The following is a 15,770-nucleotide window of genomic DNA, read 5'->3' on the forward strand; positions in this document are numbered from 1 at the left end:
ATCATCCAGTTTTGCCTGCTGCGTCGGACGCACGTGACACGTTTCAGCGAGGATGCCCGTGAACAAGGCAGATGCGACATTCGAGGCGACATTGCGCGGGATTCTGCCCGAAGCCGCCTTTCGCCCGCTTAGCCCAGCTTATTTGGAAGAGCCGCGTGGCCTGTATCAGGGCACTGGCGGTCTGCTGCTGACGCCCGGATCGACCGAAGAGGTCGCGCTGATTGTGAGCACGTGTTCTGACGCCAGTGTCCCGGTGGTCCCCTTTGGGGGTGGAACCGGGCTGGTTGGTGGGCAGGTCATGCCAGACGCAGCGCCTGTGATCCTGAGCCTAGAACGGATGAACCGTATTCGGGACACGCACGTGTCTGAGAATGTGCTGGTGGCCGAGGCCGGAGCCATTCTGGCCGACATTCAATCCGCCGCTCAGGATGCAGACCGGCTTTTCCCGCTGTCGCTGGCGTCCGAAGGGTCCTGCCGGATTGGTGGCTGTCTGTCGACCAATGCGGGCGGAGTGAACGTGCTGCGCTATGGATCTGCGCGCGATCTGTGTCTGGGGATCGAAGCAGTTTTGCCTGATGGTTCTGTGCATCATGGTTTGAAACGGCTTCGCAAGGACAACACGGGGTATGATCTGCGCAGTTTATTGTGCGGGGCCGAGGGCACACTGGGCGTGATTACAGCAGCCAGCCTGCGCCTTTTCCCACGTCCAGCGCGGACCGGGACCGCGGTGTTAGCTGTGCGTGATCCGTCGGCGGCGTTGGACCTTCTAACCTTGGCACAGGCGCAAATGGGGCAGGGGATTAGCGCATTTGAGTTGATCAAAGGCACCGGGTTTGAATTCCTATCCGAGGCTGGACTGGGCGGCCCGCAGCCCTTCCAAACCCGGCCGGATTGGTCAGTGTTGATTGATCTGGGGCTTGGCCCGTCGGATGATCCTGAAGACGCATTGCTTTCGCTATTTGAAGCGGCTCAGGCAGCGGGGCTGGTGGCCGACGGGGTTATCGCACAATCCGAAACTCAGCGGGCGGCGCTGTGGAAGCTGCGCGAGGAAATACCTTTGGCCAACAAGGCTGTGGGGGCAATTAGTTCCCACGATATCTCTCTGCCATTGTCGGTAATTCCGGAGTTTTTGGATCAAGCGGATCAGGCGTTGGCAGCACTTGGACCCTACCGCGTCAATGCTTTTGGCCATCTTGGGGACGGCAATTTGCACTACAATGTCTTCCCACCCAAAGGACAAAGCAAGCAAGACTATCAGGCTGTGAAAGACGGTGTTCGCAGGGTGATTTATGATCTTGTCCACCAGCTTGGAGGGTCATTCAGCGCGGAACATGGGATCGGCCGCCTGAAAACCAAGGAACTCGAACGCTACGGCGATCCCGCTGGCCTGTCCGCCATGCGTGCTATCAAACAAGCACTGGACCCAAAGGGGATTATGAACCCCGGTGTGATCTTCCCAAGAGAAGGTAATCAAAAGAATAACGCCCCGCTGGGGTGATAGCGGGGCGTTGCACGTTGATTACGTGTGTACAAGCAGCGCCTGAACTCCAATCAGGCAAGACCGTGATAGAAGAAGAGGGTTAAGCGAAGGTTCACAGCCCCTCGAATTCGCATAAAACATTCACGTCCATGCCAAGTTCTTGCAGCTTCTTGCGTCCGCCCAGTTCTGGCAGGTCGACGATGAAGGAACAGCCCACGATCTCGCCGCCCATGCGTTCGATCAGCTTGATGCCTGCCTCAGCTGTACCGCCGGTGGCCAGAAGGTCATCCACCAACAAAACTTTCTCACCGGGTTGGATCGCGTCGTTATGCACTTCCATCACCGCCTCGCCATACTCCAGCGTATAGGCTTCGGAGAGTGTTGCGCCCGGCAGTTTGCCTTTCTTGCGGATCGGCACAAAGCCCAAGGTCAGCTGATGCGCAATGGCACCCCCCAGAATGAAACCGCGTGCCTCAAGCCCAACAACCTTGTCGATCTGTTCGCCCGCATAGGGGTGCAGCATCTGGTCCACTGCCATACGAAACCCGCGCGGATTGGCAAAAAGAGTTGTCACATCGCGAAACAGGATGCCCTCATGCGGGAAGTCCACGATAGTGCGGATATAGTCTTTCACGGATTTCATGTTTTCCCCTCGGTGATCAGACGCATTGTGGCCTCAAGCGGCCCGCGTTTGAACTTATGCGACCACAGCCAACTGAACAACGCGGCAAATGCGCAATATGCGATCGAAATCCAGAAAATCTGCGCGGGCTGAAGGGTGCCCCCGAGCAGCCCCATAGCCTCGAGCGTGCCCATGCCAATCAAGATATGTGCCACATAATGGGTCAGAGTCTGACGCCCAGCGACGATCATGGCATCGCACAGCCGGCGTATGATTGGCAGTGCCAGCAAAACGGGTGTCAGCATCAACACCGCACCAAGAACCGCAGTGGCCGTTGCACCACCCGCAAGCATGTAAAGCGGCCCGGCCGGGACTGGTTCTGTGGTCATCAGAGCGCCGATGTCTGGGTCATGGATCAGGGGCGCGCTGGCGGTATGGGCTACCACAGCCACCAACGCTCCACCCAGAATTAGCCCTATCTGAACGCGTGTGCGCCCCAGCGAAAGCCGCCCAAGCCACATGCCCCACAGCAAAAACGCCGCCCATGGGAAAACCGGGTGCCATCCATTGTAAAGTGAGTGTCGCAGGAAACCTTCAAGGGTCCAGAAACCGGAATAATTCAGCGTGTTCCAGTTCCAACCTTTGTCAAAGTCCAAAAACAGCTGCGCGGCGACCGCGATCAGCATGAAACCAGCAACCCCAAACAACAGCCAGCGGTTTGGGCGAGACATGAAGCCGATGGCAACGATGAAATACAGCGCATAGAAATGCAGAATGTCGGCTTCGAACACCAACATGTTCAGCATGCCGATCGCAAACAGGAAAATGGCCCGGCGCAGGGTCACATGCCACGCAGCGCGCCCAAGACTTGCGCCCACGCCGGCCAGCACAACAAATAGTGCGGCCGCGCGCCCTTCCAGATTATTGGTGATCAGCGAAACAAAAGATCCGTCCGCCGAAACTTCCGCAACGATGCGGAAATTGACCAGCACCATGCCGACAAAGGCAAGATAGCGGGCAATGTCTATCCCATGTAGTCGATTCACAGCACACGCCCTGCAACAGCATCCAGTTTGGCAAGAAGCTTCGAGTCGCGTTTGTCCGGCGCTGTCATGATCGCCATATCCAGTGCCCGGTCGCACCCATACGGGCAGGGTGCGCGGTCAGGGCCCAAAAGTGCAGGTAACCCAGCCACCATGCGCTTGGCCTTGTCGCCATTCCCGGTCAGTGTCGCAATCACCTGCGCCACATCCACTTCGTCGTGGCCCGGATGCCAGCAATCGAAATCTGTGACCATCGCGACCGAGGCGTAACAAAGCTCGGCTTCTCGGGCGAGCTTCGCTTCGGGCATGTTGGTCATCCCAATCACATGCGCGCCCCACTGATCGCGATACATCCGACTTTCGGCAAGTGTTGAAAATTGCGGGCCCTCCATTGCCAGATAAGTGCCGCCTTCATGAACCGTAACATCTGCTGCGCGCGCTGCGTCAGCACAGGCTGCAGACAGGCGTGGGCACGTGGGATGCGCAAAGCCCACATGAGCCACGCAGCCCGATCCGAAAAAGCTTTTCGGGCGGGCAAAGGTACGGTCAATGAATTGATCCACAACGACAAAATCACCCGGTGCCATCTCTTCCCGAAATGATCCGCAGGCTGAGACGCTGATCACATCCGTCACGCCCAACCGCTTTAGCGCATCGATATTGGCACGATATGGCACGTCCGACGGACTGTGCACATGCCCGCGCCGGTGACGCGGAAGGAACGACATCTGCACCCCGCCCAGACGCCCGCTCAGGATTTGATCTGAAGGAGCCCCCCACGGGCTGCCGACATCCACCCAGGCCGCATCCTTCAGCCCATCCATATCGTAAATGCCAGAGCCACCGATGATGCCAATATGCGTGTTCATGTTTGCCTCCAGATTGCCGTTGCCCGCACAGTAGCGCGCGCATGTCGCTGTTGCCATCCGACAATTGCAGGTTGGCTTCGCATCTGGGGCATTGCCGGATGGCCGCGAAGCCGTTAGACAGCGCCATCGCGAACAATTCCCCAAATGAGGTGACCCCGTGGCCCGAGCCCTGCTGGCAAGCTTTGCCAATCGTATCGAACGCCCTGATCTGCGCTTGTCGCCGAATGACGAGCTGACGCCCTCGCGCATCAAGATCGAGCTGCTGTCGGGCCTGACCGTCGCCCTGGCCTTGGTGCCCGAGGCTGTAGCCTTTGCTTTTGTCGCAGGTGTGCACCCGTTGGTGGGCCTTTATGCGGCCTTCATGGTCGGGTTGATCACTGCCATAATCGGCGGACGTCCGGGCATGATCTCGGGCGCGACCGGGGCGCTGGCCGTTGTGATGGTCGCACTGGTGGCGCAACACGGCGTTGAATATCTGTTCGCCACCGTTGTCCTGATGGGGCTTTTGCAGGTTTTTGCCGGTGTCATGCATTGGGGCAAGTTCATCCGACTTGTGCCGCACCCGGTCATGCTGGGCTTCGTGAACGGGCTGGCCATCGTTATTTTCTTGGCGCAAATGACCCAATTTAAGGTGCCGGGAACGGTCGAGGCTGCGGGGCATGGCGCTGCAGGGGGCGAATGGCTCACTGGTTTGCCGCTTGTCATGATGCTGGGCCTTGTTGGTCTGACCATGTTGATCATCTGGGGGCTGCCAAAGCTGACCTCGATCATCCCTGCGCCGCTGGCGGGTATCGGCGTTGTGGCCGGGCTTGTGATTGCATTTGGCATCGACGTGCCGACTGTCGGTGACATGGCTTCGATCAAGGGTGGTTTGCCCAGCTTTCACAACCCGTTTGGCACGGGTGAGGGGCTGTATGGCACCGCGCTGGCGCCCTTTACACTCGAAACGCTGTGGATCGTCCTGCCCTATGCGGTGATCCTGGCCGCAATCGGCCTGATCGAAAGCCTTCTAACCCTGAACCTTGTGGGCGAGATGACCGGGCAGCGCGGTGGCGCTTCGCAGGAATGTATCGCGCAAGGCACGTCCAACGTGATCACCGGTTTCTTCGGTGGCATGGGCGGTTGTGCGATGATCGGTCAGTCGATGATCAACGTTCGTTCTGGTGGCCGTACACGCATTGCAGGGATCGCAGCAGCGGTCTTCTTGCTTCTCTTCATCGTGGTCGCCTCCAGCTGGATCGAGATGATCCCATTGGCGGCCCTTGTCGGCGTGATGTTCATGGTCGTGATCGGCACGTTTGCCTGGAACTCGCTCAAGATCCTGCGCCGCGTGCCCCGGACCGATGCCTTCGTCATCCTGCTGGTGACCGCGGTGACCGTCTATGAAGACCTTGCCGTCGCCGTTGTGGTGGGCGTGATTGTATCCGCGCTAGCCTATGCCTGGAACGCGGCTGCCCGCATTCATGCAGTAACGCGCGAGGAAGACGGGGCGAAAGTTTATGACGTGGAAGGCCCGCTGTTCTTCGGTTCGGCTGAAGGGTTCATCGAATTGTTTGACGTGAAGAACGACCCCGATTTGGTTGTGATCGAGTTCGCCCGTTCGCGTGTTGTGGACCAGTCCGCTCTTCAAGCAATTGAAGCAGTGGCGCTGAGATATGAAGCGCTGGGTAAGAAGGCACAGCTGCGCCACCTTAGCCGCGATTGTCATGATCTGCTGACGAAGGCAGGTCACTTGATGGTCGACAGTGACGACGACCCCGATTACGAGGTCGCCGTGGATTACTCGGTGAAAACCGGCATTCTGGGCGGGCACTGATCTTAAGGGGCAAGCGCCTCTAAACTTTGCAGGTCGCCCGCTTCGAGCGCATCGCGCGCGCGGGCGATCAGATCAGTTGGCCAGTCCCACCACGCCAGATTGTTCATCCTGACGATATCGGCGGGCGACATGCGCATCTTGATCACTTCGGCCGGATTTCCGGCGACAATCGCATAATCGGGCACGTCTTTGCGCACGACAGAGCCCGCACCGATGATGACGCCATTTCCAACGCGCACGCCGGGACAGATGATCGCGCCATAGCCTATCCAGACATCATGGCCAATCTGGGTGTCACGGCTGTCGGGTTGCGCCATGACCTCTTGGTCCAAGGCGAAAATGCCAAATGGAAAGCTGGTTAACCCGGCATAGGCATGGTTTGCAGCGGCGGTAATGAACCGCACGCCATGCGCGAACTGGCAAAACTTACCGATGATCAGCCGCCCTTCCGAAAACGGGAAATGATAGGGCGCGAGTCGTGCGGCCCAGCCATCATTTGGGGGAGGATCGAAATCCGAGGCATAGGTGTAATCGCCCACCTCGATATTAAGTTGATCGATCACGGTAGATAAGAAAACGGTGCCATCATGGACGGAACCACCGGGCAGGGTGACGGGGTGGACGCGCGTGGCGTCGGGCAAGACAAACGGCATGTGTGCTCCTTTAAAACAAAGTTGGGATCATCAGGCCGTTTTGTTCATCTCACCCTCCATAGATGCATTGCCAACTTAGCGAGCTGGCACCCGCGCGTCTACTCTTCGGGGCGTTTCAACTCAAAGCCATCGCGCACAACTGTATAGTCACGATATCCCAATCGAGCGAGCGGACGTGCCTGTGAGATGTCGAATAAACCATCAACGATGCAGTCGTCATGCAGATGGACCCCAGTCACTTCCCCAAAGCAGACATGATTGGCTTCGCCCGGCAGTTGGGTGATTTGGGTCAGCTTGCACTCCAGTGCAGCAGGTGCTGCCGGTAGGCGTGAGGCCGCAATGGTTTCGCAGGCTACCCGTTTCAGCCCGGCCTGTTCGATTTCATCGATGTCATGGTCGAAGCCGGCAGCGCTGAGATTCATCGCGTTGGTCAGATCTTCTGACACCATGTGAACGCAGAACACGCCAGTTTGCCGGATATTGTCCAGAGTATCCTTACCCAACTGTCTGTCTGCTTTGCCCGAGGTCGTGGCAAACATCACTTGAGGCGGGTCATACGCTACGCCGTTGAAGAAGGAATAGGGGGCAAGATTTTCGCGGCCTTCTGCATCACGTGTTGTGATCCAGGCGATAGGGCGCGGAACGATCAATGCATTGAAGGGGTTATGTGGCAACCCATGTCCATTTTCTGGTCGATAGAACATTTGCATCCTCTTCCTTTTGGCGCGCGTCGCGTGATACATGCCGATAGAAAGGGTCTGCTACAAGGCCTAACGGGTCGTCCGCGTGGCACCTATCACGGGTTGGTCGCGTGGTGCGGCAATTAAGTTGAATCGAAGAAGGTCAAAGGGGCTGACAGCTGTATACTCTGGCGCAGGAAACTCAGGCAGACTGGTGGGAGGTCGAAGCCCTTTACGATTTGTGCTTTGCGCCGGGGCGAGAAGCGCTTTCGTCTTACCGGCTGCGTGATGACGTCCCGACGATCCCAGAGCTGTCTTTTGTCGCAAGGGATGCAGAAGGCGTGTTGGCGGGGGCTATTCGGTATTGGCCGGTTATGATCGTTGGCGAAAATGACTATTCCGCACTGCTGTTAGGCCCGGTTGCTGTCCACCCGACCCGACAAGGTGAGGGGCTTGGGGGATTGCTGATCCATCACAGCCTCGATAGAGCAGCAGGACTTGGATGGGATCGCGTTATGTTGGTGGGGGATGCCCCGTACTACAAACGCTTTGGCTTTTCCAAGTTGGACGAGGTGACGATGCCGCCACCAACCAACCCGGAACGTGTTCTGGCCTTTGATCAGGTAGGCGGCGCGTGGTCCGGTGTCACCGGATCCGTTCGTCGCTTTGAGAAAACCGACCAGAGGGTCATCGCCACAGAAGTGTAGGGACCTTACCGATAGGTCGGCTGATTGCGTCGCACGGATGAAAACACGCCGATCGCGGCAGGCTTGGCCTGTTCCCCAATGGTTTGACGCGCCATCCGCTCCAACCGTTCTTGCCAGTAGGGTGCACGGCGGCTTTGTGAAAGAGGGTGCCAAATTCGCTGAGACCGCTGATTGCGCGATTGTTCAAGCTTCCACTGACGTGAAGGAACAGGTCGTTTTGGTGCGGCGACGGTCAGAATGCCCATTCCGACAACGGCAAAGGCGCTAAAAAGTACATAGGCGAATAGGGACAGGATCATACCATATCCTTGTGAAAAGGCCGCGATGGCGGCGATGGTTCCGGTGAACACACCGGTAAAAAGAACACGAAACAGCATGGGCTTCTCCTCTTTGCTGTTCCCTTATTGTTCCAATTGTCTGAAGATTCGCCTAACAGCGCGTACTCAAGTCAAAAAATCGCATGTTTTCATGCGGCGTTTTCAGCCAGCCACGTTTTCACAGCCGACCGCACAGATTGTTCACCCGACAGCCGGGCAGCATCAATAACCTGTTTTAAATCTTCCAAATTGGTACGCCTTATCAGATGCTTGACCGGTCCGATCGAGGCTGGGCGCATCGATAAATGACGCATTCCAAGTGCCGCAAAACACACTGCTTCAATCGGTCTGCCGGCGTCTTCGCCACAAAAGCTGAGAGGTGTGCGGGCTGCGTCACAACGGGTCACGATTTCTTCGATCAGATTTAGGAAAGACACATTCAGTGTGTCGTAGCGCCGTCTTACCCGTTCATTCTCGCGATCCGCAGCATAGAAAAACTGCTTCAGATCATTGCCGCCGATCGAGATGAAATCTGCCATCTCGAAAAACTGCTGCGGCGCAAAGACCATTGAGGGCGTTTCAAGCATCGCACCGATCTCGACCTTTTCAGGAAGGATATGACCCAACGCACGTTCACGCTCGATCTCGGCCAGAAGCATTTCGCGGGCGTCGCGGAATTCGTCCAACTGCGCGATGAAAGGGAACATGACCGTCAGACAACGCCCAGCCGCGGCACGAATAAGCGCCTGCAGCTGCATTCGCATCACACCGGGTTTGTCCAGCCCGACACGGATGGCCCGCCAGCCCAAAGCCGGGTTTGGTTCATCCAAGGGGTTCATATAGGGCAGGACCTTGTCAGATCCGATATCCAGAGTTCGGAAGGTCACACGTTTTCCCTGCGCGGCGTCCATCACGCGGGCATAGGTGGCAGCAAGATCACCACGGCGGGGGATCCGGTCCACGGTTAGGAACTGTAGCTCAGTCCGAAACAGGCCAACCCCATGCGCGCCAGAGCTTTCCAGCGATGGCAGATCCGCCATCAGGCCTGCATTCATATGCAGTTTCACTTCGGTACCGCACAGCCCCATTGCGGGCTTGTCGCGAAGGCCGCGATAACGCTCCTGCTGCTTGGCCTCCATCGCCATCTTATCGCGGAAGGCGGTGACAATCGTGTCCTCGGGGCGCAGATGCACAAGGCCAGCTTCGCCATCCACCAAAATATGATCCCCATTCAAGGCTTCAGTCGAGATGTGACCAGCCTGAATAATCAGCGGAATGGCAAAGGCGCGTGCGACGATGGCCGCATGGCTGGCGACCGAGCCTTCTTCAAGCACGATACCGCGAAGCCCGCGGCCGTATTCCAGAAGTTCACCCGGCCCAATATTTGTGGCGATCAAAATTGGATCGTTGGGCATTTCTGCCCCTGTGTCCTTGCCCTGTCCGGTCAGGATGCGAAGTAGGCGATTGGATAGGTCATCTAGATCGTGCAAACGCTCGCGCAAATAAGCGTCCGGGACTTGGCTCATCCGGGCACGCGCTGCAGATTGCTCTTTCTCGACGGCGGCTTCAGCAGATAGGCCGCGCGCGATGTCTTCCGTCATCCGCCGCATCCAACCCTTGGAATTGGCAAACATCCGGTAGGCTTCCAGAACCTGCATCTGCTCTTTGTCAGTGGTTTGCGAATTTGCCAGCATCTCGTCTACCGAGACACGCAGCGTATCAACCGCGTCATTCAAGCGCGTCAGTTCGACATCGGGATCATCAGCAATCGGATTGGTAACGACCACGCGCGGTTCATGCAGCCAAACATGCCCTTCTGCGGCCCCTTCCTGCCCGATCCCACCTTTGAAATTTGCGGGTCGCTGGTGCAAAGCGCCCATGGCCTCGCCTTCGCCGACAAAGGCACCCAGCTCGGTCATTTCGGCCAACACCATGGCGACAACTTCGATGCCATAGAGTTCATCCGCCGAGAACGCGCGCGCGTCTTTCGACTGAATGACCAGCACGCCCAGCTTTTCGCCCAGACGTTGGATCGGCACGCCAAGGAAGCTGGAGTAAATTTCTTCTCCGGTTTCCGGCATATACCGGAACCCGCGTTCTGACGGGGCGTCTTCTGTGTTAATCACACGACCCCGACGCGCCACGCGCCCAACAAGCCCTTCGCCAATCCGAAGGCGCGTTTGGTGCACCGCTTCGGGGTTCAACCCCTCGGTCGCGCAAAGCTCAAGCGTTTCGCTGTCGCGGAAAAGATAGATCGAGCACACCTCGACCCCAAGGCTTTCGGCGATCAGCGATGTGATGCGGTCAAGCCGCTCTTGCCCTTCGGACGCTGCCGCAAGGGTTTCACGCAGGCTGACCAAGAGCTTGCGACTGTCGCTTTGTTGGCTTTCTGCCATTCTCACCGTTCCCTGTTTGCCACAGTTTCTTAACATGCCCCATCAGGACAGGTGAACCGTTTGCTCAAGCCCTATCGTACCCTCTGTATGCCACCTATGCCAGAAACACGTTGCGTGAATTTCAGCGATTTCCTGCGCGTTGGTGACGCACGCCCTAAATGCTATATGTTTTGGCGCAATCGCTGAAGTATCTGGCGAATTCTCAAGAACACCCATCCCGTCAGGTACGTAATGGTGGGACGTTATCATATCGACCTATCGGGATGCGTGAATTTCCGTCTTTTTCGCAGCATTTGGTTTCCGCAACGAGGGGACTGCGCCTAAATAGGGGGATACTGGCAGCGTCGAGATCACAGAAAAAGGACAGTCTCATGACAACCCGACAAACAAACGGGCGCGGCACGCGTTATGACAGCATTCTGGACACGGTAGGCGACACACCTGTCATCCGCATCAATCGCATCGCGCCTGAAGGCGTGAACATGTTTGTGAAGTTCGAAGCCGCAAACCCGGCAGGATCAGTTAAGGATCGTCTGGCGCTGAACATCATCGAAGCCGCCGAACGTGACGGATCGTTGAAGCCCGGTCAGACAGTGGTCGAAGCCACGTCCGGCAACACAGGCATCGGCCTTGCAATGGTCTGCGCAGCCAAGGGCTATCCGTTGGTGGTGACCATGGCCGAAAGCTTCTCGGTCGAGCGGCGCAAATTGATGCGGTTCTTTGGGGCAAAAGTTGTGCTGACCCCGAAAGAGCTGAAGGGCTATGGCATGTATTCCAAAGCCAAAGAACTGGCCGAGGCCAATGGTTGGTTCCTTGCCAGCCAGTTTGAAACCGACGCCAACGCTGACATCCACGAAAACACCACCGCACGTGAAATCCTTGCCGATTTCGATGGCGAGCGGCTGGACTATCTGGTCACGGGCTATGGTACCGGCGGCACCGTGACCGGCATCGGGCGTGTGTTGAAGAAAGAACGCCCCGACACCAAGATTATCCTGACCGAACCGGCCAATGCGGCTCTCGTTGCCTCGGGCTATGTGAACACCCGCAATGACCAGAACCAACCCACCGAGGGCCACCCCGATTTCAACCCGCACCCCATCCAAGGCTGGACCCCGGATTTCATCCCCCATGTGCTGCAAGAGGCGCTGGACAATGGGTTGTATGATGAACTGACAACCGTGCCCGGCCCAGACGGCATCAAGTGGTCGCAACGTCTGGCGGCCGAGGAAGGCATCTTCGTCGGCATCTCAGCCGGCGCGACCTTCGCCACGGCCATCGAGACTGCGAAATCCGCACCCGAGGGCGCCAATATCCTTGTCATGCTGCCCGATACCGGCGAACGCTATCTCTCGACCCCGCTTTTCGAGGGCGTCGAAGAGGTGATGAGCGACGAGGAGTTAGAAATATCGCGCTCGACGCCTTACGGGCAGATGTAAAGCGCGACACTATAGACGAAGAACAGCCTGCCGGATTGGTGGGCTGTTTTTTGTTTGTGTGCGAGGGATGTACCTGAGCTTGTTATCAGCCGACATTCGAATCCGATACTCGTTCCCAGAACTTAGACAGTCTCGACTTGTGGAAGTCGTCTTGAACGAGCGTGAGGCATTCTTCGAAACGCGACGCCGCTGCGTCCCGGCCATGAGTGATCCACTCGATAGCTACAAGCCGTTCGGCATAGCCTCCCCCATTGGAAATACCCTCTTTGATACCAGCGATAATCGCCTGTGTGTCGCAGAGCTCCAGAAGCTGCCTTTCCGGAATGGCTTTCACGTCTTCCAGAATCTGCGGAATGACCGATGCTTTGCTTTCGTTACTTCCGATTGTGTACCGGTGACCTTGGCTCAGCATGCGCGCCGATGTAAACGATGACGCGAACCCTTGTTTCAATCCGCACCCGACGGCAACAAGCTTTTCGACCTCTCGCCAATAACAGTTCGCATAGATGTCAACCATCAGCGGGCCGAGTTTGATCTTGGAGGAGCCAACGCTCAGGCATAGAAACTTGCCCTTGCCCAGCTCTTTGGCAGCCACGTTCTTTCTACGCTTGGTGAAACCAAGTTCCGAGAAGGATTGCGTGATTTCAGAGATCGTCGAATTCTGCCAGCTCAAACCAACAACCTCACCTTAGATGCATTTCTAATTTGCGCCATGAAGTCTTTCCCAAACTCGTAGCAATTCAAATACTTCGACACCCGGCCTCTCTCTCTTTTTGCATGATGAATTGTTCGACTTCGCTCAACTGGCCTTCTGATAACTCAAACACTCTACCCTTGGGTGTTAGGAACGAGAAGCCTGTACTGGCAATATAGTTTTCGGATTGCCGATCATGGGCCACAAACCAAGCCAGCCTTTCTTCATAGTCTGTGGTCCGCCTTTTTTTACTGCCGGAGCGGTACTGCTCTTCCAGCCATTGAACATCTGCCCCTGTGATTTCAAATTGACAGATCTCATTTTTTTCAATGCTCGGCTCAGGATTATCTGCCATTTCCAACAAGATACTGAGCGAAGCGTGGCTTATGCCATTTACCGTTACTTCCCAAATGCTTTCCGGCAAAATTTCAGCACGATTGTCTACAGCGGAACATGCCATGAGCACGGCAATTGAAGGTCCGACCAACAATTTCAAATTCATTTCAAAATCCGCGTAATCATTTAAACATGCGCCTCTTATAGTGTTCAACCTATCCCACCGAAACCACAAGAAACGGATTGGTCTTCGCAGCAAATCCCGACATGACTGTGGGCAACAACCAAGGACGCCGCCCAATGCCCCAACCCTCCCTCCAGATGGACCGCACAGCATGGATCATGCTGATCGCACTGGCTGCCGTCTGGGGCGGGTCTTTTTTCTTTGCCGAGGTCGCGCTGGGGGAGGTGCCACCCCTGACTATAACGCTGCATCGCGTGTTCTGGACCATTCCTATTCTGGCCGTGATCGTGGCGATGAAACGCATCCCGATCCCGCGCAATCCGCGCATCTGGCTGGGTTATCTGGGTATGGGCGCGCTGAACAATGCGATCCCGTTCTCACTGATCTTCTGGGGGCAGACGCAGATTGAAAGTGGCCTTGCCTCGATCCTGAACGGCACCACGGCCATGTTCGGCGCGGTGGTCGCAGGCGTGCTTTTGGTCGACGAACCCCTGACCGGCCGCAAGATCGGAGGCGCAGTTCTGGGTCTGATCGGTGTCGGCGTCATCATGGGGCCAGAGGCCGTGTCGGGCTTCAATCCCGCCAATCTCGCGCAACTGGCCATCCTTGGGGCCGCGCTGTCCTATGCCTTCGCCAGTGTCTGGGGGCGGGTTATGCTGGCTGGGCAGCCGCCGCTTATGAATGCGTTGGGCATGGTGATGGCGAGCACACTGATCATGGCGCCGATCGTCTGGATGGTGGACGGTGCGCCGACGCTGAGCCTGACCACCACCACATGGGGCGCACTTCTTGGCCTTGCCGCGCTTTCGACCGCGCTGGCCTATGTGCTTTACTTCGCAATCCTTGTCAGGGCAGGGGCCGCGAACCTGATGCTCGTGACCCTTTTGATCCCGCCCTTCGCCATCGGTCTCGGAGCGCTGTTCCTTGGCGAACGCATTGGCCCAGAGGCATGGACCGGCTTCGCAATCATCGCGGTGGGGTTCGCGGTGAATGACGGGCGGGTGTTTGGAAAGCTACGCTGATCAGGACAGAGCGGCTATTGCTGCGCATCGTGCGCGGCGCGCATAGCAGCAACGACGTCACTTCGTTTGCGGTCACCGTCAAACGCTACCACGTCGGGCCTTGCCGCGATATCCGCGACACGGCGCATGGAAAGGAACTCCCCTATGTCGCTCTGTATCTCAGCGCTGTGTCTCATGATGTCGTTGGTGAAATCTTCCGCATGTTTAGCGAGCGCCCGCCCAGGACCCTCATAGAACGATTCGACATGTTCCGGTGGCGTTTCGTCGGTCGAATGAACTAGGCGAAGAAATTCCCGCCCCTCATCGCTCCGATAGTAGTCTGCGAGCACTTCGATTTCCTGTTGGTCGAGATGCTCTGTGTATGAAGCTTTGACCTGTGCAATTGCGTTCTTTTTAAGCCACTCTCCGAACCCGTCAAAAAGATGGGATTGGAACGCATCATGATCAATGACCCGTGCATCAAATTTTTCCAGCGCGCTTCCAACATTGCGTGCGACCTGCTTTTCTAAAGCCGATTGCTGTGTTGGATTGTCCCGATTTCTTAGGTGGATATCGACCACAAATTCCAGATCGCGCTCATACGATGTTTGGGTGTCAAAGGGGTTGGTGCTCGTTGAGCCAAGTATCGCAAGGCTCGTCACAACAGCTGCGAAGGCAAATAGGTAGAGTTTCATGTGGCTGGAGTAACTCAGGGTGGAGCGTCAGGCAAGGTGGCGCACTCAAGGGTTTGCCTTTTGTGCGCCGAGCCCTGCCATGATTTTCTAGAGTTGGTGTCAGCTAAGTCTAGCCCCTGACTGCGGCACCAACCACCTGCGCACTTTCAGTCCCAGCCCCGCAAATAGCCGGCGCTTTCCCGATCAACGCGTCGTTTTTCATTGCCTCGACCATTAACAATGCAAAGTCGATCCGGCGGGTCATGTTGGACGCCAGCACCGGGTCCTGCACATGCTCGGACCAGACGGGCAGCCCTTGACTGTCGCCTTCCTCAAGGTCCGATCCGCGCACCACGGTCCACTTGGTATCTGATTTAAAGATCAGGTCACAGGCCAGGTACTGGTCGTCGATCTCGACCAGGCGCAGCCACTTCAGAAGCGGGCTTAGGAATTTTATGATTGCGTTGATCTTCCATGAAAAGCGGTCCTTGCCGTCCAGCGTGATGTGCCAGCCGCAGGAATAGATCAGCCGCGCGTCAGGCTCGGCGAAGTCCATCACCGCCTGCGCGGTGCTTGATGAATACTGCTGCACACCCCACGGGGCCAACACGGTCAGAACGCCCTCGCACCCGTTCACGGCGCGCTTGATCACCGCGCGGTCATTGGTCTTGCCGGGGAAAAGCGTGATGCGATCCCCATGCTTGGCCATGATGGCGTCAAGCTTGCCGACGCTCTTTTCCCGGCACACGCCATTCACGTGATAGCCGCGATCAAGCGCGTGTTTCAGCATATATTGTCCAAGTTTGCCGGAGATGCCGACGATGCAGATACGTTTCATTTTCAATCCCTTTACTTACAC

Annotated in this window: 16 protein-coding genes; 5 read left to right on the forward strand and 11 right to left on the reverse strand. The window is 56.9% G+C overall.

All coding sequences use genetic code 11. From position 1 onward, the window contains the following. Positions 1–52 precede the first annotated feature (52 nt). Positions 53–1,498 (forward strand): FAD-binding oxidoreductase, encoded by a 1,446-nt coding sequence (locus AC0L6A_RS05775; protein WP_473292784.1) that lies wholly within the window; start codon positions 53–55, stop codon positions 1,496–1,498. Positions 1,499–1,592: 94 nt separating this feature from the next. Here AC0L6A_RS05775 and AC0L6A_RS05780 read toward each other — a convergent pair whose 3' ends face one another. From AC0L6A_RS05780 to AC0L6A_RS05790, 3 genes are read right to left on the reverse strand one after another with little or no spacing between them, the layout of a single operon-like run. Continuing rightward, on the reverse strand, positions 1,593–2,123 hold the full coding sequence (locus tag AC0L6A_RS05780) for an adenine phosphoribosyltransferase (protein WP_473292786.1): 531 nt from the start codon (positions 2,121–2,123) through the stop codon (positions 1,593–1,595). Further along, positions 2,120–3,148: a DUF418 domain-containing protein gene (locus tag AC0L6A_RS05785; protein ID WP_473292787.1), complete on the reverse strand. Its 1,029-nt coding sequence runs from the start codon at positions 3,146–3,148 to the stop codon at positions 2,120–2,122. The genes AC0L6A_RS05780 and AC0L6A_RS05785 overlap by 4 nt, the downstream gene beginning before the upstream one ends. Beyond that, positions 3,145–4,014, reverse strand: a complete 870-nt coding sequence (locus AC0L6A_RS05790; RefSeq protein ID WP_473293389.1) for an S-methyl-5'-thioadenosine phosphorylase — start codon at positions 4,012–4,014, stop codon at positions 3,145–3,147. The genes AC0L6A_RS05785 and AC0L6A_RS05790 overlap by 4 nt, the downstream gene beginning before the upstream one ends. Before the next feature lie 157 nt (positions 4,015–4,171). Between AC0L6A_RS05790 and AC0L6A_RS05795 the strand changes: the two genes are divergently transcribed. Continuing rightward, positions 4,172–5,830, forward strand: a complete 1,659-nt coding sequence (locus tag AC0L6A_RS05795) for a SulP family inorganic anion transporter (protein ID WP_473292788.1) — start codon at positions 4,172–4,174, stop codon at positions 5,828–5,830. Between the two features lie 2 nt (positions 5,831–5,832). On the opposite strand, the gene AC0L6A_RS05800 is transcribed toward AC0L6A_RS05795, so the two are convergent. Together AC0L6A_RS05800 and AC0L6A_RS05805 are read right to left on the reverse strand one after the other, a co-directional pair. Next, positions 5,833–6,483, reverse strand: a complete 651-nt coding sequence (locus tag AC0L6A_RS05800) for a CatB-related O-acetyltransferase (protein WP_473292790.1) — start codon at positions 6,481–6,483, stop codon at positions 5,833–5,835. Positions 6,484–6,581: 98 nt separating this feature from the next. Continuing rightward, positions 6,582–7,187: a flavin reductase family protein gene (locus tag AC0L6A_RS05805; protein WP_473292792.1), complete on the reverse strand. Its 606-nt coding sequence runs from the start codon at positions 7,185–7,187 to the stop codon at positions 6,582–6,584. A 155-nt stretch (positions 7,188–7,342) separates the two neighbouring features. Between AC0L6A_RS05805 and AC0L6A_RS05810 the strand changes: the two genes are divergently transcribed. Then, positions 7,343–7,870, forward strand: coding sequence for a GNAT family N-acetyltransferase (locus tag AC0L6A_RS05810; RefSeq protein ID WP_473293391.1), 528 nt, complete (start codon positions 7,343–7,345; stop codon positions 7,868–7,870). Positions 7,871–7,875: 5 nt separating this feature from the next. On the opposite strand, the gene AC0L6A_RS05815 is transcribed toward AC0L6A_RS05810, so the two are convergent. Together AC0L6A_RS05815 and ptsP are read right to left on the reverse strand one after the other, a co-directional pair. Continuing rightward, positions 7,876–8,247: a hypothetical protein gene (locus AC0L6A_RS05815; RefSeq protein ID WP_473292794.1), complete on the reverse strand. Its 372-nt coding sequence runs from the start codon at positions 8,245–8,247 to the stop codon at positions 7,876–7,878. 89 nt (positions 8,248–8,336) lie between these two features. Further along, on the reverse strand, positions 8,337–10,583 hold the full coding sequence (gene ptsP, locus AC0L6A_RS05820) for a phosphoenolpyruvate--protein phosphotransferase (protein ID WP_473292796.1): 2,247 nt from the start codon (positions 10,581–10,583) through the stop codon (positions 8,337–8,339). 371 nt (positions 10,584–10,954) lie between these two features. On the opposite strand from ptsP, the gene cysK reads away from it, so the two are divergent. Continuing rightward, a complete protein-coding gene (gene cysK, locus AC0L6A_RS05825; protein WP_473292797.1) occupies positions 10,955–12,022 on the forward strand; it encodes a cysteine synthase A in 1,068 nt (355 codons plus the stop codon). Between the two features lie 85 nt (positions 12,023–12,107). Here the strand turns inward: cysK and AC0L6A_RS05830 are convergent, their stop codons facing one another. Together AC0L6A_RS05830 and AC0L6A_RS05835 are read right to left on the reverse strand one after the other, a co-directional pair. Next, complete coding sequence (locus AC0L6A_RS05830; RefSeq protein ID WP_473292799.1) at positions 12,108–12,695, reverse strand: hypothetical protein; 588 nt, start codon at positions 12,693–12,695, stop codon at positions 12,108–12,110. 67 nt (positions 12,696–12,762) lie between these two features. Further along, a complete protein-coding gene (locus tag AC0L6A_RS05835) occupies positions 12,763–13,218 on the reverse strand; it encodes a hypothetical protein (protein ID WP_473292800.1) in 456 nt (151 codons plus the stop codon). A gap of 134 nt (positions 13,219–13,352) precedes the next feature. Between AC0L6A_RS05835 and AC0L6A_RS05840 the strand changes: the two genes are divergently transcribed. Continuing rightward, positions 13,353–14,258, forward strand: coding sequence for a DMT family transporter (locus AC0L6A_RS05840; RefSeq protein ID WP_473292801.1), 906 nt, complete (start codon positions 13,353–13,355; stop codon positions 14,256–14,258). A 14-nt stretch (positions 14,259–14,272) separates the two neighbouring features. Here the strand turns inward: AC0L6A_RS05840 and AC0L6A_RS05845 are convergent, their stop codons facing one another. Together AC0L6A_RS05845 and AC0L6A_RS05850 are read right to left on the reverse strand one after the other, a co-directional pair. Then, positions 14,273–14,932, reverse strand: coding sequence for a hypothetical protein (locus AC0L6A_RS05845; RefSeq protein ID WP_473292803.1), 660 nt, complete (start codon positions 14,930–14,932; stop codon positions 14,273–14,275). A 109-nt stretch (positions 14,933–15,041) separates the two neighbouring features. Further along, a complete protein-coding gene (locus tag AC0L6A_RS05850) occupies positions 15,042–15,749 on the reverse strand; it encodes an NAD(P)H-binding protein (protein ID WP_473292804.1) in 708 nt (235 codons plus the stop codon). Positions 15,750–15,770 lie beyond the last annotated feature (21 nt).

The sequence above is a fragment of the Aliiroseovarius sp. D2-2 genome, assembly GCF_055809455.1.

Bases quoted from the DNA above. Each gene is read 5' to 3' on its own strand.
- AC0L6A_RS05775 (WP_473292784.1), top strand. From the start codon at position 53: ATGCCCGTGAACAAGGCAGATGCGACATTCGAGGCGACATTGCGCGGG.
- AC0L6A_RS05780 (WP_473292786.1), bottom strand. From the start codon at position 2,123: ATGAAATCCGTGAAAGACTATATCCGCACTATCGTGGACTTCCCGCAT.
- AC0L6A_RS05790 (WP_473293389.1), bottom strand. From the start codon at position 4,014: ATGAACACGCATATTGGCATCATCGGTGGCTCTGGCATTTACGATATG.
- AC0L6A_RS05800 (WP_473292790.1), bottom strand. From the start codon at position 6,483: ATGCCGTTTGTCTTGCCCGACGCCACGCGCGTCCACCCCGTCACCCTG.
- AC0L6A_RS05805 (WP_473292792.1), bottom strand. From the start codon at position 7,187: ATGTTCTATCGACCAGAAAATGGACATGGGTTGCCACATAACCCCTTC.
- AC0L6A_RS05815 (WP_473292794.1), bottom strand. From the start codon at position 8,247: ATGCTGTTTCGTGTTCTTTTTACCGGTGTGTTCACCGGAACCATCGCC.
- ptsP (WP_473292796.1), bottom strand. From the start codon at position 10,583: ATGGCAGAAAGCCAACAAAGCGACAGTCGCAAGCTCTTGGTCAGCCTG.
- cysK (WP_473292797.1), top strand. From the start codon at position 10,955: ATGACAACCCGACAAACAAACGGGCGCGGCACGCGTTATGACAGCATT.
- AC0L6A_RS05835 (WP_473292800.1), bottom strand. From the start codon at position 13,218: ATGAATTTGAAATTGTTGGTCGGACCTTCAATTGCCGTGCTCATGGCA.
- AC0L6A_RS05840 (WP_473292801.1), top strand. From the start codon at position 13,353: ATGCCCCAACCCTCCCTCCAGATGGACCGCACAGCATGGATCATGCTG.
- AC0L6A_RS05845 (WP_473292803.1), bottom strand. From the start codon at position 14,932: ATGAAACTCTACCTATTTGCCTTCGCAGCTGTTGTGACGAGCCTTGCG.
- AC0L6A_RS05850 (WP_473292804.1), bottom strand. From the start codon at position 15,749: ATGAAACGTATCTGCATCGTCGGCATCTCCGGCAAACTTGGACAATAT.